The following is a 20092-nucleotide window of genomic DNA, read 5'->3' as shown; positions in this document are numbered from 1 at the left end:
AAATTGTGTTTCAATGCAAGTAACTGATGAAGTGGTGGGCGATAGCGGGCTCGAACCACTGACCCCCTCCTTGTAAGGGAGGTGCTCTACCAACTGAGCTAATCGCCCACTTCATGAATTATACTACATTATAATAAATAATTGGTGGGCGATAGCGGGCTCGAACCACTGACCCCCTCCTTGTAAGGGAGGTGCTCTACCAACTGAGCTAATCGCCCAATCATTTATTTTTCATCGTCAACGGTGGTGGGCGATAGCGGGCTCGAACCACTGACCCCCTCCTTGTAAGGGAGGTGCTCTACCAACTGAGCTAATCGCCCCGTCGTCGATGGAGGTGCATTATAGGGATACTGAGTTCTGAGTCAACGCTTTTTCAATAGATTTTTTTCGTTCGTTGCAAAAATAATCAAGATGTTTCAATATTCACCAGAAAAGCTGCCTTTTTAATCAATTACCTATCATTTTCTCTTTATTCTTTTAAGAAAAAAACAGAAACTATTTTTAAAGCGTATTTATTTATGTCAAATTTGGCGAAACAAACTAATTTCTTGTCTTCTATCCTGATAACTTGATTGAGGAATCATTGTAGGATGATAGAATAGATATACATTTTAGCAATGCTTAGACATTTCACTGCTTAGAACATCAAACTCGCCATCAAGTTAATTGTGCCTGTTTTTAGTCTTCTAAACAGTAAACAGATAAGCGCTTCAAAAACATGTTTTGCAATTAAGGCAATCTCGATGAGTAAAATCAAAACCCGTTTTGCACCAAGCCCAACTGGCTATTTACACGTTGGTGGTGCACGTACCGCTCTGTATTCCTGGTTATTTAGTCGCCACAATCAGGGCGAATTTGTCCTGCGTATTGAAGATACTGACTTAGAACGCTCAACTCAGGAAGCTATCGACGCCATTATGGACGGTATGAACTGGTTGAATTTAAATTGGGATGAAGGCCCTTACTATCAAACTAAACGCTTTGACCGTTATAATGATGTCATTGACCAAATGTTAGATGCGGGTACCGCTTATCGTTGTTATTGTTCGAAAGAGCGCTTAGAAGCGTTACGTGAAGAGCAAATGGCAAATAATGAAAAGCCTCGTTATGATGGCTGCTGCCGTGACCATGCACACAACCATACACCTGATGAGCCGCACGTTGTTCGTTTCCGTAACCCACAAGAAGGTTCCGTTATTTTTGACGACAAAATTCGTGGGCCAATTGAATTTAGTAACCAAGAACTGGACGATTTAATTATTCGTCGTACTGATGGTTCACCAACTTACAACTTCTGTGTGGTTATTGATGACTGGGATATGGAAATTACCCACGTTATCCGTGGTGAAGACCATATCAACAACACGCCTCGCCAAATCAACATTCTAAAAGCATTAGGGGCACCAGTACCTGTGTATGCTCACGTTTCGATGATCCTAGGTGATGACGGTAAAAAACTATCAAAACGTCATGGTGCGGTTAGTGTTATGCAATATCGTGATGACGGTTATTTGCCGCAAGCACTTCTTAACTACCTTGTGCGTTTAGGTTGGTCTCATGGCGACCAAGAGATTTTCACTGTTGAAGAAATGAAAGAGTATTTCAGCCTTGACGCTATCAGCAAGTCAGCAAGCGCGTTTAATACTGAAAAACTGCAATGGTTAAACCACCACTATATCAATACATTACCAGCAGAAGAAGTTGCAACCTATCTTGCATGGCATATTGAACAACAGAATATTGATACCAGCACAGGACCTCAATTAGTTGATCTAATCAAATTACTTGGTGAACGTTGTAAAACATTAAAAGAAATGGCGGAATCTTGCCACTATTTCTACCAAGATTTCGAAGAATTTGACGCTGATGCGGCGAAAAAACACTTGCGACCTGTTGCTCGTCAGCCTTTAGAAGTCGTAAAAGATAAATTAGCTGCGATAACTGATTGGACGGCTGAAAATGTTCACCAAGCCATCGAAGCAACTGCCGCTGAATTAGAAGTGGGTATGGGTAAAGTGGGTATGCCTTTACGTGTTGCTGTGACAGGTGCTGGCCAGTCTCCAGGCCTTGATGTGACCGTTCACGCTATCGGTCAAGCTCGCTCTATCGCTCGTATTGAGAAAGCCTTAGCGTTTATCGCTGAACGTGAAGCTTCTGCTCAATAATTTAATATTATTGGCCCTCAATTTATTGGGGGCCAATTCTCTGATACATCCTCCCTTCTCCACTCAACTGATTGCAAAATGTTCTATATTTCAGCAATTAAACCTAAAACCCTATTATTTTATTGACACTCTAACTTAGCTTGAATATGATGCATCCCGTCCAAAAGATTTTGTTTGGGGCTATAGCTCAGCTGGGAGAGCGCTTGCATGGCATGCAAGAGGTCAGCGGTTCGATCCCGCTTAGCTCCACCATCTAATTCCCTGTTAGGTGGCACAATACAAAACATTTCGATTGGGGCTATAGCTCAGCTGGGAGAGCGCTTGCATGGCATGCAAGAGGTCAGCGGTTCGATCCCGCTTAGCTCCACCAATCACTTAAATACTAAAAGTCACTATTCACCTCTTCCATTTTAAATCAATAATATCTTTTAGATTATGAATTACTGAGCGGTATAACCACCATCAATAGGAATAAATGCACCGGTTATAAAGCTACTTTCTTCTGATAACAAAAAGGCCACCACATTAGCAATTTCTAGCCGAGTAGCCATTCTGCCCATTGGGTGAGTAGAAGCCATCCATTGCTGCGTTTCCTGTGGTAATGCACTAATATTCGGTGTTTCTATATAGCCAGGGCCAACAGCATTGATACGGATACCTTTTTGAGCGTTCTCTAAGGCAGCGGAACGTGTTAATCCCAGTACCGCATGCTTTGCTGCAGTGTAAGGTGCTATACCCGCTATTCCTGTTACCCCATTGCAAGCTGATAAATTTACGATAGCTCCCCCACCACTACGCAAAATCGCAGGAATACTATACTTCATACCGTGAAATGTCCCTGTTATATCGGTTTCAATCACCTCATGCCAAGCCTCTAAAGGATAATCCTCAATATTGACGCCATGAGGTCCAGTGATCCCCGCATTATTCACCAAATAGTGCAAAACACCGTATTGTTGCTCAATTTTTTCGACTGTTGTTTTAAAGTCTTGTGCATTTGCGACATTCATTTTTATGGCATAGACACGTTGTCCTGTTGGGTCTATCTCTCTAGCGGCTTGTTGTAAAGCGACCTCATTGCGCCCCGTAATTACCGTTATCGCGCCAAGTGAATACAGCTTTTGTGCAATAGTAAAACCGACACCTGTCGATGCCCCTGTAACCAATGCCACTCGCTGATTAAACTTCCCCATAGCTCACCTCAATTATGATTAACTTTAGTTAACTATAATTAATTAACTAAAGTTAATCAACTGGTCGTCTTATTATTAAAATCAATATATACTCAATAGATTGAATGTTACGGAGTTTTCATGATGCCAAATTCTCTTGAAGATGCGCTTTCCCTGCTGCAATGTACGCTAGTTGCGCGCAGAGTTAGCTTTACCCCAGAGCAAATAACTTGGGGTCAATATGATGTGCTAGAGATATTGAGATTAAAAGGGGATTTAACACCAAGTCAGTTAAGCCAATCACTTGGGCTCTCTCGCCAAAATTTATCGAAGTTTCTTCGAGTTCTGAAATCTTATGAATTTGTCGAGCAATATCAATCTGAAGAAGATAGACGGGAACTGATCACCCGTTTAACCGACAAAGGGCATCATTTTTTGCAGCGTGCAGCCACAGGACGTGCTGAAAATGCAGCTAAGGTCAAAGCAGCATTAACGCCCCAAGAACAAAAACTATTTATTACTTTAAGTCAGAAAATTACTCACGCACTAGGCCACGATTAACCCCGTTTTAAAGGCTTTACCAGCCCTTCTAAGCCTTCTATTTTTATTCCTAGGGTCATCTCCATTAACTGCCCTAAACGTCCAGCAGGGAACTCTCCTTTCTTATAGAACCATAATAAATATTCTTCGGGTAAATCAATTAAGACACAGCCTTTATATTTACCAAATGGCATATACGTATTGGCCATATCAATGAGATCTTGTTTTTCCATTATTATTTCTCTTTCGTATCAAAGCATAAAAAACGGCGCTCATTTGAACGCCGTTTCTTAATCTAACATGTTTTAGTGGATTACAAAACTAACCCAACAACCGCTGCGGATAAGAAGCTAACTAAGGTTGAACCATACAGTAATTTTAAACCGAAACGAGCCACGGTATTACCTTGTTTCTCATCTAAGCCTTTAATCGCACCTGCAATAATACCGATGGATGAGAAGTTAGCGAAAGAAACTAAGAATACGGATAAGATACCAACAGAACGCTCAGATAATCCACCAGCAATCGCTTGTAAGCCATCCATCGCAACGAATTCATTCGTTACCATTTTCACTGCCATAATTCCGCCAACCTGTAAGGCTTCATCGGCAGGAATGCCGAGCATCCATGCAAATGGATAGAATACGTAACCTAACATGGTTTGGAAGTCGATACCGAATACAGCTGAGAAAATACCGTTAATCATCGCAATGAGGGCAATAAAACCAATCAACATCGCTGAAACGATAATCGCTACTTTAAACCCTGCAAGAATATATTCACCTAACATTTCAAAGAAGCTTTGCCCTTCGTGCAGGTTGCTCATTTGAATATCTTCTTCACCTTCAGGTGGATACGGGTTAATCAGTGATAGTACGACGAAAGTACCAAACATATTTAGAACCAATGCAGCGACCACAAAACGCGGCTCTAACATGGTCATGTATGCCCCAACGATAGACATAGATACCGTTGACATGGCAGTTGCCGCCATGGTGTACATTCTGCGGTCTGACATCCGGTTCAATTGGTCTTTATACGCAATAAAGTTTTCTGACTGACCCAGTAACAATGAACTGACTGCGTTAAAAGACTCTAACTTACCCATACCATTCACTTTCGATAACACGGTACCGATGATACGGATCACGATAGGGAGAATTTTGACGTGCTGTAAGATCCCGATCAACGCAGAAATAAAGATGATTGGGCATAACACTTGTAAGAAGAAGAATGCTAAGTTCCCTTCAATCATGCCACCAAAAATAAATTTAGTCCCTTCTGCTGCATAGCCTAGCAAGTGAGTAAATACCCCTGCCACACCAAGAACAAAAGATTCGCCAATATTCGATTTTAAGAACAAATAAGCTAATGCAATTTGAATAACCAGTAGTTGAACAACATAGCGAGGACGGATCCCTCTACGGTTACTACTGGCTAAAATGGCAAGAGCGGCAATTACTACTAAAGATAAAACGAAATGCAGGATCGAGGTCATATGCGACTCCAACAAATTTAAGAATCAGTCTATGTGCATATTCTATGTAATAGACAACATTTAAATGAGACGGAGGTCACATTAATATGAAAGCTTACTAGGTGTATTTTGCAAAAAGAAGAAGGGGATCACGTTTCAACTATAACAATTCCTAGCATTCGCTTTTTTTGCACAGAAATTTTACTGAGAATTTAAGTTAAGACTTACAACAACCTGCGTATAAAATTGTTGCCTACAGAGATCGTAGGCAACTAAGTCAAATTGAATATAGTTCACTATTAAATATTCAGCAAACGAACCAATTCATTTTCATCAATAACGCGTATGCCAAGTTCATTTGCTTTGGCTAATTTAGAACCAGCGGCCTCACCTGCAATGACTAAATCCGTTTTCTTCGAGACACTTCCTGAGACTTTTGCACCTAAAGCCACTAACTTGTCTTTGGCTTCATCACGCGTCAATACGCTCATTGACCCTGTTAGTACCACTGTTTTACCTGCAAATGGGCTATCGATTTCTGCACTATTAACGACTTTTACTTCAGGCCAATGAATATTTGCCTTCGTCAGTAAATCTTCAATCACCGCTTGGTTATGAGGTTCACGGAAAAAATTGACCACATGTTTCGCAACTACATGACCAATATCTTGAACGGTTTTTAGTGACTCTTCATCCGCCGTCATCACAGCCTCAAGTGTGGTGTAATGCGCTGCTAAGTTTGCCGCCGTTGCTTCGCCAACCTCACGAATTCCAAGGGCATAAATAAAGCGAGCCAATGTTGTTTGCTTAGACTTATTGAGTGCATCAACCAGATTCTGTGCCGACTTCGGCCCCATTCTATCGAGGCCAGTTAAAATACCTGCACTTAATTGGTACAAATCCGCTGGGGTTTTGACATACTCTTTTTCGACTAACTGGTCGATAATTTTATCACCCATGCCATCCACATCCATTGCTCGGCGTGAGACAAAATGCTTCAGTGCTTCTTTGCGTTGTGCCCCACAAATAAGCCCACCAGTACAGCGTGCCACCGCTTCACCTTCAACTCGTTCGATATCAGAACCGCATACAGGGCAATGGGTCGGGAAGACAATTTCACGGCTATCTGTTGGTCGCTTGTCAACCACAACACTGACGATTTGTGGAATAACATCCCCTGCTCGACGAATAATGACCGTATCACCGATATGCACGCCAAGGCGTTCAATTTCATCTGCATTGTGTAACGTCGCATTACTGACCACCACACCTGCGACTTGCACGGGTTCTAAACGCGCCACAGGCGTGATAGCACCTGTACGCCCAACTTGAAATTCAACATCTTTTAATAATGTGACTTGTTCTTGAGCTGGGAATTTAAACGCTGTCGCCCAGCGAGGTGCTCGAGAAACAAAACCTAATTCTTCTTGAATCGCGATTGAGTTAACTTTAATGACTACCCCATCGATATCAAAGCCAAGATCAGGTCGAACTTGCTCAATTTCATGGTAAAAATCTAATACGGCCTGATGACCAACACGTAATTGAACATAATCACTAACCGGTAAACCCCATGCTTTAAATTGCATCAAACGGTCATAATGTGTGTCCGGTAACGAGCCACCTTCCACAAGCCCAACACCATAACAATAAAAAGTGAGTGGCCTTTTGGCGGTAATACGTGGGTCTAATTGACGTAACGAACCCGCAGCCGCATTACGCGGGTTTGCAAAGACTTTGCCATCCGTTTTACGTGCCTGCTCATTTAGTGCTTCAAAACCTTTTTGGGGCATGAAGACTTCGCCACGGATCTCAACGCGATCAGGAATATTGCTTCCCCTTAAACGCAATGGGATAGCGCGTATGGTTCGTACATTCGCGGTAATATTCTCACCTACGGTCCCATCACCACGAGTCGCCGCTTGTACTAATTCACCATTTTCATACAACAAACTTACCGCTAACCCATCGAGCTTGAGCTCACAACAAAAAGTCAGTTCTTGATGATTTTTCAAACGATCTCTTACCCGCTTATCAAACGCAAGGTAACTTTCTTCATCAAAAACATTATCTAGGGATAACATAGGTATTTCATGGCGTACGGTATCAAACGCAGCCAATGGTGCGGCACCAACACGTTGAGTCGGTGAATCACTTGTGACAAGTTCAGGATGCTGTGCCTCTATCTCTTTTAGACGTTGCATTAACTTGTCATATTCTACGTCTGGAATTTCGGGGGCATCTAATACATGGTATTGATATTCATGATGACGTAACTGTTTTTTTAATTCGTCTATTTCTTGTTTGGTAGTCATGATTCACTCATACAGATAAAAAACCCCCAATTAATGGGGGTTTTGTTCAACGTTTATTTAACTTAATGTGTTTCTAATTCGAGCATGATACACCTCTATTTTTTGAGGTGTCAGCATTTTGCGTTCGTCATCAAGAACAACCCCTCCCGCATCTGATGCGATACGTTGAGCAGCTTGCAACATCAATTTGAAGTTTTGCCCTGCATCACCGTAAGACGGGACCATCATAAACATGGAAACCCCTGGGGTGGTAAAATCAGCCATTGTCTCTGGGTCGAATGAGCCAGGCTTCACCATGTTGGCTAAGCTAAACAAAACAGGCCCCGTACCAGACGGGTTCACATGGCGATGGAATATTTTCATTTCCCCGAATTGGAAACCGGCTTGTAAAATACTTTGCAGTAATAATTCACCTTGAAGTTCCTGCCCTTGCAAAGCGGCTACGTGAAGTACCAGGACTGTCTCCTTGCTACTTGTTGTAGCAGAATCTTCCTGCGGCTCAGCTCTCTTCTCAATATGCTGCGTCTCTTGTTCATAGGTGCTCGGCTGAGGCTCTTCTCTCAATTTGGTTGAATCAATATGTGGTTCAGCGACAGTTTCAGTGGCTGGCTCAACAATCACTTCCTCACTCATATTAATGGTGAGTTGTTCGGGTACATGAACGGGTTCAGTACGTTGATGCATCGTAGGCTCATTATGAACCGGCGATTTAGCCTCAGGCTCCTTGTTCATAATAATGTCAGGTTCAACCGATGCTTTTGGCTGTATATTAGGCTCAACTGGAGACTCATTTTTTACCGGATATACAGGCTCAGACGCAGCGGGATGAACAGGCGCCTGCTGAGTCGGTTGATTTTCAGTAAATAATGCAGAATCATCATATTCTGATGAATTCTCCTGCATATCGTTTTTTCTACGTTTTACGGGTCTGTCGCGAAATAACTTTGAGCGCTCTTTACGGCTGGTCCATAAACCATGCAGTAATAAAGCGACAATCGCTATCGCACCTACGACCACTAATATCAGACGCAAATCCTGCATCGCTGCTATCTCTAGTTGATGAATGATAATGCCAACACGGCGGAAACTTCCTTAAGATTATTTCTCAATTGCTCTAAGTGCAACCCCCAGAACGATTTTCTTACAAGAAAGAGAATATTCCGCTTTCATTTGCTGCTTTTTTAAGCGAATAATGGCTAGTCAGCCTAATTTCATATCTATATGATACATGGTCAACCGAAAAGGAGAGAACAAGAAGTATGACCCAATCGACATTTTCGACACAAAAAGACCATTCTGGTTTTTATTATTTTACACAAGGCTGGAGATTAATCACTCGGCCCGGTATTAAACGTTTTGTTATTTTGCCCCTATTAGCCAATATTTTATTCTTAGGCGGCGCATTTTGGTGGTTATATACAAAGCTTGGCGGCTGGATAGCCCAAGTGATGAGTTACGTTCCTGACTGGCTACAATGGCTCGATTATGTTATTTGGCCAATCGCTGTTATCTCTATTTTGCTCGTGTTTACCTATTTTTTTAGTACGGTTGCTAATATTATCGCTGCACCTTTTAACGGTTGGTTATCAGAAAAACTCGAAGCCGAGTTAACGGGTAAACCATCACCAGATACCGGTGTTGCTGAGTTATTAAAAGATGTTCCTCGTATGATAAAGCGCGAGTTTGTCCGAATCGGTTACTACTTACCTCGCGCTATTGGGTTATTAATCCTATTTTTCATACCCGGTATTGGCCAAACAGTCGCCCCCGTACTGTGGTTTTTATTTGGTGCTTGGATGATGTCAATCCAATATTGCGATTACCCGTTTGATAACCACCGTGTTGGCTTTAACGAAATGAAGCAGGCGCTTGCCAAAGAGCGGATGAGAAACGTTCAATTTGGTGGCGTCATTAGCTTGTTAATGATGGTGCCTTTTGTCAACTTAGTGATCATGCCTGTTGCAGTTTGTGGTGCAACATTGATGTGGGTTGACAGGTATCGTGAGCGTTACGCACGCTACTAATCTATTAAATCATTGCGCAGGTTTATCGCCTGCGCTCTTTTATTTACTTATTATTGTTACACTATAATTATTCCTTAGAACTATTAGATCTAAAATAACATTTCGTTATAAGCTTATGCTCAAATCATATTTGCATTAATTTGTTCTTAACGTATGTTGAATCCAACTCATTATTTTTAATTAATACCGATTACATTACTGGCTAACCGATTTTTAAGGATATCCCATGAGCAAAATTTATGATGATAACTCGTTGACCATTGGCCACACCCCACTTGTTCGCCTAAAACATTTTGGTAATGGCAATATTTTAGCAAAAGTGGAATCTCGCAACCCAAGCTTCAGTGTTAAGTGCCGTATTGGTGCTAACATGATTTGGGATGCAGAGAAAAAAGGTATCCTAAACAAAGACAAAGAATTAGTTGAACCAACTAGTGGAAATACGGGTATCGCTTTAGCCTATGTCGCTGCGGCGAGAGGTTATAAATTGACGTTAACCATGCCTGAAACCATGAGTATTGAGCGCCGTAAACTACTCAAAGCATTAGGTGCCAACCTCGTTTTAACTGAGGGGGCAAAAGGCATGAAAGGTGCAATAGCTAAAGCTGAAGAAATAGTGAATAGCAACCCTAAAAAATACTTATTACTTCAACAGTTTAATAACCCAGCAAACCCTGAAATCCATGAAAAAACCACTGGACCTGAAATTTGGGAAGATACTGACGGCAATGTCGATGTTGTAGTCGCAGGTGTTGGTACGGGCGGGACGATTACAGGGATTGCAAAATACCTGAAAAACACCAAAGGCAAAGATGTGACTATCGTGGCTGTTGAACCAGAAACATCCCCTGTTATTACCCAAGCTTTAGCGGGCGAAGAAATTAAACCGGGCCCTCACAAAATACAAGGGATCGGCGCTGGTTTTATTCCGGGTAACTTAGATTTAAAATTACTCGATAAGGTCATTCAAATCAGCGATGACGAAGCCATCAAAACGGCTCGTGAGCTGATGGAAAAAGAAGGTATTCTTGCGGGTATCTCATCAGGCGCTGCTATTGCTGCTGCCACTAAAATTGCCGCAGACCCTGCCTATAAAGGTAAAAATATCGTCGTTATTTTACCTTCTTCAGGTGAGCGTTATTTGTCTACAGCCCTGTTTGCTGACATCTCGGCTGAGTAGCATAACTTCGTTACAATATCGTTAAAAAAGCACCTAAATGGTGCTTTTTTTGTGGCATAGATCAAACTTTAGCACGGATGGAGATGATTTATAATTCGGGGTTTAGTATTAAACATAGTAATTATTTTGCACCTCGAAATTAATCACTTTTTAGCCAACCTCTAGGGCGAGTAAAATAATTTGCCAACGAGAAAAAAGTATCGAGTTCGCAAGAAAAACAGAAAAAGGGTTGATACCGCACAAAGTAGGAAACCTTTTTTCAAGTTAATAATCTAACTTATACGCAAACCTAGTCTATTTCATCTACAATTGGCTGGGTAATTAAAAAAACGAAAGTTATTGAGGAAATACTATGTTTCAGCAAGAAGTTACTATTACGGCACCAAATGGTCTACATACTCGTCCTGCAGCTCAATTCGTAAAAGAAGCAAAAGCATTCTCTTCCGACATTTCTTTAATTTCTGGCGGCAAATCCGCTAGCGCAAAAAGTTTGTTTAAATTACAAACCTTAGGCCTAACGCAAGGCACAGTTGTGACAATTTCTGCTGAAGGCGAAGACGAAAAAGAAGCCGTTGAACATTTAGTTAAACTGATGGGCGAATTAGAATAATTTCGCACGAAAATAGCATTTACTGATTTCATTCAATGTCCCTGAGTGATGTCATTCGGGGACATTTGTATAATCGGCTATATTCATTGTCGTCTCTGCAACATCAGAACTCCCAGCACTAGCAGCAGTAAGGTAATATTATGATTTCAGGAATTTTAGTATCCCCGGGTTTTGCTTTTGGTCAGGCTTTAATCCTCAAAGAAGATCCTATCGTTGTTAGCACAAAAAAAATTGCTGACGATCAGGTTGATAAAGAAATTGCTCGCTTTATTGAGGGTCGTAACAAATCAGCCGAACAACTCAATTTGATTAAAGAGAAAGCCGAAAAAAATCTTGGAGCCGAAAAAGCTGAGATTTTTGAAGGTCATATCATGCTGCTAGAAGATGAAGAGCTGGAACAAGAAATTGTCTCTTTAATCAAAGGCGATAAAAAAACGGCAGATGCCGCTGCGTATTCCGTTATTGAAGATCAAGCTCAAGCGCTTGAATCCCTTGATGATGAATATCTTAAAGAACGCGCCGCTGACGTGCGTGATATTGGCAAACGTCTATTAAAAAACATCTTAAATATTCCTATCGTTGATTTAAGTGCAATCAGCGAAGAAGTTATTTTAGTGGCTGCGGATTTAACCCCTTCAGAAACCGCACAGCTAAATTTAGATAAAGTATTAGGGTTTATTACTGATTTAGGTGGCCGTACATCACATACCTCAATTATGGCGCGTTCTCTTGAGTTACCTGCCATTGTTGGAACTAGTGATGCCACCAGCAAAATTAAAAATGGCGATTTCATTGTATTAGATGGTGTCAACAACACCATCCACTTGAACCCATCTGAAGCCGAAATCGACAAACTGAAAGCTTTCCGTGATGAATATCTACAAGAAAAAGAAGAGCTCGCAAAATTAAAAGATTTGCCTGCCATCACCCTTGATGGTCATCAAGTTGAAGTTTGTGCGAATATCGGTACTGTACGTGATGTCGCTGGTGCAGAGCGCAATGGCGCAGAAGGCGTTGGGCTCTATCGTACTGAGTTTTTATTCATGGATAGAGACTCTCTTCCTACCGAAGAAGAACAGTTTCAAGCTTATAAAGCCGTTGCAGAAGCAATGGGCAGCCAAGCCGTTATTGTCCGTACAATGGATATCGGCGGTGATAAAGACCTGCCATATATGAATTTACCAAAAGAAGAGAACCCATTTCTCGGCTGGCGTGCAATTCGTATTTGTCTTGATCGCAAAGAAATCTTACACTCACAATTAAGAGCTATTTTAAGAGCCTCTAAATTTGGTAAACTGCGTATTATGTTCCCAATGGTTATTTCCGTTGAAGAAGTTCGTGAACTAAAAGCAGAGCTAGAAATGCTTAAAGCTCAGTTACGTGAAGAAGGTAAAGCTTTTGACGAGTCAATTGAAGTCGGTGTGATGGTTGAAACACCAGCCGCAGCTGTTATTGCTCGCCACTTGGCAAAAGAAGTTGATTTCTTTAGTATTGGGACGAACGATCTCACTCAATACACTTTAGCGGTCGACCGTGGTAATGAACTGATTTCTCATCTTTACAACCCGATGTCACCTGCTGTCCTAAACTTAATTAAGCAAGTGATCGATGCATCACACGCTGAAGGTAAATGGACTGGGATGTGTGGGGAGTTAGCTGGAGATGAGCGTGCAACCTTATTGCTACTTGGCATGGGGCTGGATGAATTTAGTATGAGCGCGATTTCAATTCCGCGTATCAAAAAGTTAATTCGCAATGCGAGCTTTACTGATACCCAAGCTTTGGCTGAACAAGCACTTGCTCAACCCACAGCGGATGAATTGATGAAACTTGTAGATACCTTTATCCAAGAAAAAACGTTATGCTAAGAACAGCACATTAGTTCGGTCCCATATAAAACGATTAGGAGAAGGTCCATGGGTCTGTTTGACAAACTGAAATCACTCGTTTCGGAAGACAAAAGTAGCAGTGGCAGTATTGAAATTATCGCACCTTTATCGGGTGAGATTGTCAATATTGAAGATGTTCCAGACGTTGTGTTCGCAGAAAAAATTGTTGGTGATGGTATTGCGATTAAACCCGCAGGTAACAAAATCGTTGCCCCTGTAGACGGTACAATTGGTAAAATATTTGAAACTAACCATGCGTTTTCTATTGAATCAGATGATGGTATAGAACTATTTGTTCACTTCGGTATTGATACCGTTGAACTTAAAGGTGAAGGCTTTAAACGCATCGCTGAAGAAGGCCAAACTGTGAAGAAAGGCGACTTAATCATCGAGTTTGATTTAGCGCTGTTAGAAGAGAAAGCAAAATCTGTTCTAACGCCAGTTGTCATTTCTAATATGGACGAAATCAAAGAACTAAACAAACTGACAGGCTCAGTGACAGTCGGTGAAACTGTCATCATGCGTATTAAGAAATAACTTAACTGCCAATATTTAGTTAAAACCATCAGGCCTTGCCTGATGGTTTTTCATTTGTGGGGATTTTTTATTGAGCACAGACTTGCCATTAAATTATCTCACTCATTAAATACACCTGTTGATAAATAACGGTCTCCTCGGTCACAAATTACTGCCACAATAACCGCTCCTGGGTTAGCTTTCGCCACTTTTAACGCACCGGAAACCGCTCCACCCGAGCTCACTCCACAAAAAATGCCTTCAACTTTAGCTAAAGCTCTCATAGTCTCTTCAGCTTCTTGCTGGTTTATATCCAGTACGCTATCAACTAATGAGCCATCAAAAATACCGGGTAAGTAACCTGGTGACCAACGCCTAATACCCGGAATTTGGCTTTTTTCCGCAGGTTGTAACCCAACAATATGGACATCATCTGACTGGGATTTTAAATAGCGGCTTACCCCGGTAATGGTCCCGGTGGTTCCCATACTCGATACAAAATGGGTAATGCGGCCATTGGTTTGCTGCCATATTTCAGGGCCTGTTGTTTTAAAATGAGCTAATGGGTTATCAGGGTTGTTAAATTGGTCTAAAACTTTCCCCTCACCTCTTTGTTCCATTTCCTTAGCCAAATCACGGGCACCTTCCATACCAACAGCCGTACTCACTAAAATGAGTTCTGCACCATAGGCTTGCATTGAAGCTTGCCGCTCTTTGCTCATGTTATCTGGCATGAGTAATTTCAGTTTGTAGCCTTTTACTGCGGCTATCATCGCGAGCGCGATACCTGTATTTCCACTAGTTGCTTCAATTAGCGTATCACCTGGCTTAATTTCACCCCGTAATTGCGCTTCATTAATCATTGAAAATGCCGCGCGATCTTTCACTGAACCAGCGGGGTTATTACCTTCAAGCTTCACCCAAATTTCAGCTTCAATCCCTTGTGTTAAACGCTGAAGCTTTACTAATGGGGTATTACCGATAAATTGTTCCAGAGCCGACACTTTACCATCCTTATAATTTTTATATATAAATAAGAAATAATAGAGATAAGATATTACCCCAATATTGATATGTGAAAATTGAAATCTCTTCACATTAATATTAGAAAAATAGATTATCTTAATTACTATTTCTGATATAGCTAATTGATATATTATATTACAATAAGTTTATAGAATTACCAGTTATATTTCATATAAAAATATGATAAATAAATCTTTTATATCAATCGGTTATGTCGGTTTTGATCATAAGGGGAAATAGACTAAATATTTTTAATATAAAGTCTAATCATCGGTCATATACCTAGAAAGTAATAGAAAAGATAACACCAATAATATATTTATTAGTGTTATAAGTTATTGAGTTTTATATTCATGCACTTTCAGCAAGTTGTGGGAAAATTAACGCCTGATCTCCTTGATAGATCTTTGCCTGCTGGCTACCTAAAAAGTAACGTTCACCTCGCGTTGGTATCGTTTTTTCGGACTGCCAAATCACTGACAAAGGCTCTTTCCCCCAACCTAATGGTTGAACGGTTAATTGCCAAAAATGCCCTCTTGGCCCCGATTCCGTAATTCTAACAGGTAAACGGTGCTGTTCATCCACTTCAGCTTGTAATGAGATATCCCAAGGACGTAAAAATACGTCGACTTCACCTTGTTGAACACTGGTATGGTTAAGGGGGAATTCATAGCCATCTATATTTAATGTTGAACCTTTGATGTGGGCAGAAATTTGGTTCACTTCCCCCATAAATTCAAGCACAAAACGGGTTTCTGGTCGCTGCCAAATATCGCTCGGTGTGCCAACTTGCTCAATATGACCTTGGCTCATCACCACCACTCTGTCTGCAACTTCCATGGCTTCTTCTTGGTCGTGAGTCACAAAAACACTGGTAAATTTTAATTCATCATGTAATTGACGTAACCAACGGCGTAATTCAATACGCACTTGTGCGTCAAGCGCACCAAAAGGTTCATCTAATAATAAAATTTGTGGATCAACGGCTAAAGCCCTTGCCAGTGCCACTCGCTGTTTTTGCCCCCCTGAAAGTTGCGCGGGGTAACGTGAAGCCAGATGGGCGAGTTGAACCATTTCCAGCAATTTTGTTACTTTATCTTTAATAGACTGAGCTGATGGGCGCTGCTTTCTGGGTAAAACCGTTAAACCAAATGCCACATTATCAAACACTGTCATGTGGCGAAATAGTGCATAGTGTTGAAATACAAAGCCAACATGCCTATCTTTCGCATGGATTTTACTAACATCGTGACCATGAAAGCGCAATAACCCCTGACTTTGTTGCTCAAGCCCAGCAATAATCCGCAATAAGGTTGTTTTTCCTGAACCGGAAGGCCCTAATAAGGCAACCATTTCACCCGATGCAATATCCAGTGAAATATCGCTGAGTACTTGGGTTTTACCAAATAACTTACCGATTTTTTCAATTTCAATACTCATGATTAATGGACTCCTGATTCAGATTGCTGGCGACTTAAATGCCACTGCAATGCACTTTTAAGTATTAAGGTGATAATTGCCAGCAGTGCTAAGATCCCTGCGGCCGTAAACGCCCCTACTGTATTATAATCCTGATGTAATAATTCAACTTGCAATGGCAAGGTGTATGTTTCACCACGAATAGCTCCTGAAACCACCGAAACCGCACCAAATTCACCGATTGCACGAGCGTTAGTTAAAACCACGCCATACAATAATGCCCAGCGGATATTGGGCAATGTCACACGCCAAAACATCTTCCATCCTGACGCTCCCAGCAACACCGCGGCTTCATCTTCTTGGCTACCTTGGCTTAACATCAAGGGCACTAACTCACGTACGACAAATGGACACGTTACAAAAATGGTCACTAACGCCATACCTGGCCATGAAAACATTAGCTGGATATCAAAACCTTCAAGCCACCCACCAAACCAGCTGTTCGAGCCATAAAAAAGTAAGTACAGCAAACCCGCAACAACAGGTGAAACCGCAAACGGGATATCTACCAAGGTGAGTAATAATTGGCGACCAGGAAATTGAAATCGTGTCACTAACCACGCCATCATGGTGCCAAAAACTAAATTTACAGGAACGGTAATTAAAGCAATTAATACTGTTAAACCAATAGCGTGTAGCATATCTGGGTCTGCCAAATTCAGTAAAACGGCATCTAACCCTTTTTGAAATGCAGTAATAAATATCCAAACAATTGGAATCACTAATAGTAAAAACGAAAACAATAAACCTATCGCAATTAGTAGCCATTTCCCCCAGTTAATTTGGGTACGGCTAGTAGTGTGAATTGGTGTAATTTGCGCCATTACTTGCCCCCCAACCGTTTACCAAAGCGGCTTTGTACTAAATTAACACTAAATAGAAGTAACAATGAAACCGCTAAAATAACTGAGGCCACAGCACTGGCTGCCGGGTAATCAAATTGCTGTAGCTGACTAAAAATCATTAATGAGACAACTTCGGTTTGCCACGCAATATTACCCGCAATAAATATAATGGCACCAAACTCGCCTAAACTCCGTGTAAAGGACAAAACCGTTCCGGCTAATAAGGCCGGTGAAAGCTCTGGCAGTATCACTCGACGAAAGGTTTGCCAACGGCTCGCACCTAGGGTTTGAGCAGCTTCTTCGTATTCAGGGCCTAGCTCTTCCAACACAGGTTGAACCGTACGCACAACAAACGGAATACTGGTAAAAGCCATCGCAACCGCAATTCCCAGCCAAGTATTGACGACTTTAATATCAAACTGGTGCAGATATTGCCCATACCAGCCCGAGGTTGCAAACAGGGTTGCCAATGTCAGCCCCGCTACCGCAGTAGGTAATGCAAAGGGTAAATCTACTAAACCATCTAAAAACAAACGCCCAGGAAAACGATAACGCGTTAAAATCCACGCTAATAACATGCCAAACACCGCATTAAACAAACTTGCGACTAATGCAGACAGTAACGTCACTTTGTACGCGGCAACCACTTGCGGGTAACTAATGACAGCCCAATATTGCTGCCATGTCATTTCCGATAATTGGATCACCAAAGCGCTCATGGGTAATAGCAAAATCAAGCAGGTATAAAAAAGGCTGCTACCTAGCGTTAGCCCAAAGCCTGGCAAAAAACGCTTTCCTGAACGATTCATTAACGGCGCCCTTCAGCCATTAATTGGTCAAATTCCCCACCGGTGGCAAAATGAACGTCCATTACTTTTGGCCAGCTCTCAAATTGTGATTCAACAGTAAACAACTGAGTTTCTGGGAATTTATCCTTATTCGCACTCATCACCGCTTTGTCATTCACTCGGTAATTGTACTGAGTGATGATTTCTTGGGCCTGTGGGCTATAGAGATAATTTAAGTAAGCTTTAGCGACATCTTCAGTACCATTTTTTTGTACATTTTTATCGACCCAAGCGACGGGAAACTCCGCTAAGATATCCACCGGCGGTACAATAACTTCGTAGTCTGATTCACCATACTGAGAGCGAATATTATTCACTTCTGATTCAAAACTAATAAGGACGTCACCGAGCCCCCGTTCAATAAATGACGTCGTCGCGCCACGCCCACCGGTATCAAATACTTCTACATTTTTCAGAAACTGTTTCATTTGCTCACGGGTTTTTGCTTTATCATCTTTATTTTCTTGATTAAAAGCGCCCCATGCCGCAAGGTAGGTATAACGGCCATTTCCTGAAGTTTTTGGGTTCGGGAAGATTAATTTAACATCTTCACGGACTAAATCATCCCACGTTTTAATCCCTTTAGGGTTTCCTTTACGAACTAAAAACGCCATTGTTGAATAATAAGGCGAGCTATTATTTGGTAAGCGAGCTTGCCAGTCTGCAGGGATCAAATTCCCTTTGTCATGCAAAATTTGCACGTCCGTGACTTGGTTATAGGTCACCACATCCGCTTTCAGCCCTTGTAAAATAGCCAGAGCTTGCTTTGATGAGCCGGCGTGTGATTGTTTAATCGTGAGTTTGTCGTCAGGGTGGGCTTCATTCCATTGTTTTTCAAATGAAGGGTTCAACGCCACAAATAATTCACGGGCAATATCATAAGAGCTATTAAGCAGTTCAGCTGCAACTAATGGTGAGCTTCCGAGTAATGATACCGTTGCCAAACTCGCTAGTGCTGTTTTTTTCAAAAATGATTTTTTCATTCCACACCTATTCGTAACTAAACCCAAATGGCTGACATTGGAACCACTGTATATGTTTTGGTTATAACTGTGTAGCTATCAATCACCTTTTTATATATCAAATTAGAATAACAAAGAAATGAACGTCATAAGCAGAAAAATTAACTGATTTTTTAATTAGTTAGTGATATGAATGCGTTTCATTTTTAAGTTTAGCGAAGCAAAGACACCTTAAACATTTTCCCCCTCTCTCTTTTTTATACACATAACACACACTTTAAATATTGTAAGCGCTCTTCAGAGTGTGTATTATGTGTATATCAGTTAACGAAATGGAGGGATCGTGCAAAGTTCGGAACTGATAAACATACTGCAAAAAAACGGTTGGAAACTTGAAAGAATAAAAGGAAGTCACCATCAGTTTTCCCACCCACATTTTTCAATTGTAATTACTGTTCCGCATCCACAAAAAGATTTAAAGATAGGCACACTAAATCACATTTTGAAGGCTGCGAAACTAAAACATTAAATAAGAAAAGCGTTCACGCATGAGCGCTATCTTTAATGGAGATAACCTAATGCTTTATACCGCCTTTATTGAAATTGATAATGATGGCAGCGCAAGTGGCTGGTTTCCTGATATTGAAGGATGTACATTCGCGGGCAGCAATATAGAAGAGGCTTACGCAGAAGCAAAATCAGCAATTGATGCTCATTTTGAATTATTGAGTGAAAAAGGCTTTGAGATCCCATTATCGAAATCTCAGCAAACGCTATTGAACCCAATACAACCTGAATATGCGCATGGGATATGGTTATTTGTGGATGTCGATATCGATAAATACGATGGCCGTACTGAGCGTATTAATATCACCTTGCCGCATCGTTTATTACATCGTATTGATGCTTTAGTGAAGGTTAATCCTGAATATGGTAGCCGTAGTGGTTTTATTGCTGTTGCAGCTCGTAAAGAATTAAAAAAAACCGATTAATACATTGAAAATAATAGATTACATAAATAATTATCAATCGCCGCATCCTTGC

The 20092-nt window shown here is 41.2% G+C and carries 19 protein-coding genes and 5 tRNA genes; 11 read left to right on the top strand and 13 right to left on the bottom strand.

What is annotated here, in order from left to right:
• Window positions 1-32 precede the first annotated feature (32 nt).
• From PSE83_RS06290 to PSE83_RS06280, 3 genes are all read right to left on the bottom strand, one after another.
• A tRNA-Val gene (locus tag PSE83_RS06290) sits at window positions 33-108 on the bottom strand.
• A 34-nt stretch (window positions 109-142) separates the two neighbouring features.
• Window positions 143-218, bottom strand: a tRNA-Val gene (locus tag PSE83_RS06285).
• A gap of 26 nt (window positions 219-244) precedes the next feature.
• Window positions 245-320: transfer RNA gene (locus PSE83_RS06280), tRNA-Val, on the bottom strand.
• A 423-nt stretch (window positions 321-743) separates the two neighbouring features.
• On the opposite strand from PSE83_RS06280, the gene gltX reads away from it, so the two are divergent.
• From gltX to PSE83_RS06265, 3 genes are all read left to right on the top strand, one after another.
• Window positions 744-2165 (top strand): glutamate--tRNA ligase, encoded by a 1422-nt coding sequence (gltX, locus tag PSE83_RS06275; protein ID WP_110591946.1) that lies wholly within the window; start codon window positions 744-746, stop codon window positions 2163-2165.
• Between the two features lie 176 nt (window positions 2166-2341).
• A tRNA-Ala gene (locus tag PSE83_RS06270) sits at window positions 2342-2417 on the top strand.
• Window positions 2418-2459: 42 nt separating this feature from the next.
• Window positions 2460-2535 (top strand) — tRNA-Ala (locus PSE83_RS06265).
• 70 nt (window positions 2536-2605) lie between these two features.
• On the opposite strand, the gene PSE83_RS06260 is transcribed toward PSE83_RS06265, so the two are convergent.
• The gene (locus tag PSE83_RS06260; RefSeq protein WP_004264866.1) at window positions 2606-3358 is read right to left on the bottom strand and encodes an SDR family NAD(P)-dependent oxidoreductase; all 753 of its coding nucleotides are present in this window, start codon (window positions 3356-3358) and stop codon (window positions 2606-2608) included.
• A 120-nt stretch (window positions 3359-3478) separates the two neighbouring features.
• On the opposite strand from PSE83_RS06260, the gene PSE83_RS06255 reads away from it, so the two are divergent.
• The gene (locus PSE83_RS06255; protein ID WP_004264867.1) at window positions 3479-3898 is read left to right on the top strand and encodes a MarR family winged helix-turn-helix transcriptional regulator; all 420 of its coding nucleotides are present in this window, start codon (window positions 3479-3481) and stop codon (window positions 3896-3898) included.
• On the opposite strand, the gene PSE83_RS06250 is transcribed toward PSE83_RS06255, so the two are convergent.
• The 4 genes from PSE83_RS06250 to zipA all read right to left on the bottom strand — a co-directional run bounded on the left by PSE83_RS06250 (window position 3895) and on the right by zipA (window position 8710).
• Window positions 3895-4110, bottom strand: a complete 216-nt coding sequence (locus tag PSE83_RS06250) for a DUF3820 family protein (RefSeq protein ID WP_004264868.1) — start codon at window positions 4108-4110, stop codon at window positions 3895-3897. The genes PSE83_RS06255 and PSE83_RS06250 overlap by 4 nt on opposite strands.
• A gap of 80 nt (window positions 4111-4190) precedes the next feature.
• Entirely contained in the window at window positions 4191-5375 is a 1185-nt protein-coding gene (locus PSE83_RS06245; RefSeq protein ID WP_004264869.1) for a NupC/NupG family nucleoside CNT transporter, read from the bottom strand.
• 278 nt (window positions 5376-5653) lie between these two features.
• Window positions 5654-7669, bottom strand: coding sequence for an NAD-dependent DNA ligase LigA (gene ligA, locus PSE83_RS06240; RefSeq protein WP_004264870.1), 2016 nt, complete (start codon window positions 7667-7669; stop codon window positions 5654-5656).
• Window positions 7670-7726: 57 nt separating this feature from the next.
• Window positions 7727-8710, bottom strand: a complete 984-nt coding sequence (zipA, locus tag PSE83_RS06235) for a cell division protein ZipA (RefSeq protein WP_272660721.1) — start codon at window positions 8708-8710, stop codon at window positions 7727-7729.
• A 218-nt stretch (window positions 8711-8928) separates the two neighbouring features.
• On the opposite strand from zipA, the gene cysZ reads away from it, so the two are divergent.
• The 5 genes from cysZ to crr all read left to right on the top strand — a co-directional run bounded on the left by cysZ (window position 8929) and on the right by crr (window position 13909).
• Window positions 8929-9693, top strand: a complete 765-nt coding sequence (cysZ, locus tag PSE83_RS06230; RefSeq protein ID WP_004264874.1) for a sulfate transporter CysZ — start codon at window positions 8929-8931, stop codon at window positions 9691-9693.
• A 226-nt stretch (window positions 9694-9919) separates the two neighbouring features.
• A complete protein-coding gene (gene cysK / locus PSE83_RS06225; protein WP_004264875.1) occupies window positions 9920-10873 on the top strand; it encodes a cysteine synthase A in 954 nt (317 codons plus the stop codon).
• 352 nt (window positions 10874-11225) lie between these two features.
• A complete protein-coding gene (gene ptsH, locus PSE83_RS06220) occupies window positions 11226-11483 on the top strand; it encodes a phosphocarrier protein Hpr (RefSeq protein ID WP_004264876.1) in 258 nt (85 codons plus the stop codon).
• A gap of 140 nt (window positions 11484-11623) precedes the next feature.
• The gene (gene ptsI, locus PSE83_RS06215; RefSeq protein WP_004264877.1) at window positions 11624-13351 is read left to right on the top strand and encodes a phosphoenolpyruvate-protein phosphotransferase PtsI; all 1728 of its coding nucleotides are present in this window, start codon (window positions 11624-11626) and stop codon (window positions 13349-13351) included.
• Between the two features lie 48 nt (window positions 13352-13399).
• Entirely contained in the window at window positions 13400-13909 is a 510-nt protein-coding gene (crr, locus tag PSE83_RS06210) for a PTS glucose transporter subunit IIA (RefSeq protein ID WP_004264878.1), read from the top strand.
• Window positions 13910-14007: 98 nt separating this feature from the next.
• On the opposite strand, the gene cysM is transcribed toward crr, so the two are convergent.
• The 5 genes from cysM to PSE83_RS06185 all read right to left on the bottom strand — a co-directional run bounded on the left by cysM (window position 14008) and on the right by PSE83_RS06185 (window position 19069).
• Window positions 14008-14892 carry a cysteine synthase CysM gene (gene cysM, locus PSE83_RS06205; RefSeq protein WP_164455478.1) on the bottom strand — a complete coding sequence of 295 codons (885 nt, stop codon included), beginning with the start codon at window positions 14890-14892 and terminating at the stop codon, window positions 14008-14010.
• A 373-nt stretch (window positions 14893-15265) separates the two neighbouring features.
• Window positions 15266-16354 carry a sulfate/thiosulfate ABC transporter ATP-binding protein CysA gene (gene cysA / locus PSE83_RS06200; protein ID WP_004264880.1) on the bottom strand — a complete coding sequence of 363 codons (1089 nt, stop codon included), beginning with the start codon at window positions 16352-16354 and terminating at the stop codon, window positions 15266-15268.
• Window positions 16355-16356: 2 nt separating this feature from the next.
• Complete coding sequence (gene cysW / locus PSE83_RS06195; protein WP_004264881.1) at window positions 16357-17217, bottom strand: sulfate/thiosulfate ABC transporter permease CysW; 861 nt, start codon at window positions 17215-17217, stop codon at window positions 16357-16359.
• Window positions 17217-18047, bottom strand: coding sequence for a sulfate/thiosulfate ABC transporter permease CysT (gene cysT, locus PSE83_RS06190; RefSeq protein ID WP_004264883.1), 831 nt, complete (start codon window positions 18045-18047; stop codon window positions 17217-17219). The genes cysW and cysT overlap by 1 nt, the downstream gene beginning before the upstream one ends.
• The gene (locus PSE83_RS06185; protein ID WP_094961725.1) at window positions 18047-19069 is read right to left on the bottom strand and encodes a sulfate ABC transporter substrate-binding protein; all 1023 of its coding nucleotides are present in this window, start codon (window positions 19067-19069) and stop codon (window positions 18047-18049) included. Before PSE83_RS06185 ends, cysT begins: the two co-directional genes overlap by 1 nt.
• 322 nt (window positions 19070-19391) lie before the next feature.
• Here PSE83_RS06185 and PSE83_RS06180 point away from each other — a divergent pair, with 322 nt between their 5' ends.
• Both PSE83_RS06180 and PSE83_RS06175 read left to right on the top strand, forming a co-directional pair.
• Entirely contained in the window at window positions 19392-19577 is a 186-nt protein-coding gene (locus PSE83_RS06180) for a type II toxin-antitoxin system HicA family toxin (RefSeq protein ID WP_094961724.1), read from the top strand.
• Window positions 19578-19626: 49 nt separating this feature from the next.
• On the top strand, window positions 19627-20040 hold the full coding sequence (locus tag PSE83_RS06175) for a type II toxin-antitoxin system HicB family antitoxin (protein ID WP_164565692.1): 414 nt from the start codon (window positions 19627-19629) through the stop codon (window positions 20038-20040).
• Window positions 20041-20092 lie beyond the last annotated feature (52 nt).

The organism is Providencia sp. PROV150 (genome assembly GCF_028481025.1).
Classification (GTDB): domain Bacteria; phylum Pseudomonadota; class Gammaproteobacteria; order Enterobacterales; family Enterobacteriaceae; genus Providencia; species Providencia hangzhouensis.
The sequence above is the reverse complement of the archived record's forward strand: the minus strand, read 5'-3'. Positions and strand labels throughout refer to the sequence as shown.

Bases quoted from the DNA above. Each gene is read 5' to 3' on its own strand.
- cysZ (WP_004264874.1), top strand. From the start codon at position 8,929: ATGACCCAATCGACATTTTCGACACAAAAAGACCATTCTGGTTTTTAT.
- cysT (WP_004264883.1), bottom strand. From the start codon at position 18,047: ATGAATCGTTCAGGAAAGCGTTTTTTGCCAGGCTTTGGGCTAACGCTA.
- PSE83_RS06175 (WP_164565692.1), top strand. From the start codon at position 19,627: ATGCTTTATACCGCCTTTATTGAAATTGATAATGATGGCAGCGCAAGT.
- ligA (WP_004264870.1), bottom strand. From the start codon at position 7,669: ATGACTACCAAACAAGAAATAGACGAATTAAAAAAACAGTTACGTCAT.
- PSE83_RS06260 (WP_004264866.1), bottom strand. From the start codon at position 3,358: ATGGGGAAGTTTAATCAGCGAGTGGCATTGGTTACAGGGGCATCGACA.
- PSE83_RS06250 (WP_004264868.1), bottom strand. From the start codon at position 4,110: ATGGAAAAACAAGATCTCATTGATATGGCCAATACGTATATGCCATTT.
- PSE83_RS06245 (WP_004264869.1), bottom strand. From the start codon at position 5,375: ATGACCTCGATCCTGCATTTCGTTTTATCTTTAGTAGTAATTGCCGCT.
- cysW (WP_004264881.1), bottom strand. From the start codon at position 17,217: ATGGCGCAAATTACACCAATTCACACTACTAGCCGTACCCAAATTAAC.
- cysK (WP_004264875.1), top strand. From the start codon at position 9,920: ATGAGCAAAATTTATGATGATAACTCGTTGACCATTGGCCACACCCCA.
- PSE83_RS06255 (WP_004264867.1), top strand. From the start codon at position 3,479: ATGATGCCAAATTCTCTTGAAGATGCGCTTTCCCTGCTGCAATGTACG.
- ptsH (WP_004264876.1), top strand. From the start codon at position 11,226: ATGTTTCAGCAAGAAGTTACTATTACGGCACCAAATGGTCTACATACT.
- gltX (WP_110591946.1), top strand. From the start codon at position 744: ATGAGTAAAATCAAAACCCGTTTTGCACCAAGCCCAACTGGCTATTTA.
- cysA (WP_004264880.1), bottom strand. From the start codon at position 16,354: ATGAGTATTGAAATTGAAAAAATCGGTAAGTTATTTGGTAAAACCCAA.
- crr (WP_004264878.1), top strand. From the start codon at position 13,400: ATGGGTCTGTTTGACAAACTGAAATCACTCGTTTCGGAAGACAAAAGT.
- PSE83_RS06185 (WP_094961725.1), bottom strand. From the start codon at position 19,069: ATGAAAAAATCATTTTTGAAAAAAACAGCACTAGCGAGTTTGGCAACG.
- zipA (WP_272660721.1), bottom strand. From the start codon at position 8,710: ATGCAGGATTTGCGTCTGATATTAGTGGTCGTAGGTGCGATAGCGATT.
- ptsI (WP_004264877.1), top strand. From the start codon at position 11,624: ATGATTTCAGGAATTTTAGTATCCCCGGGTTTTGCTTTTGGTCAGGCT.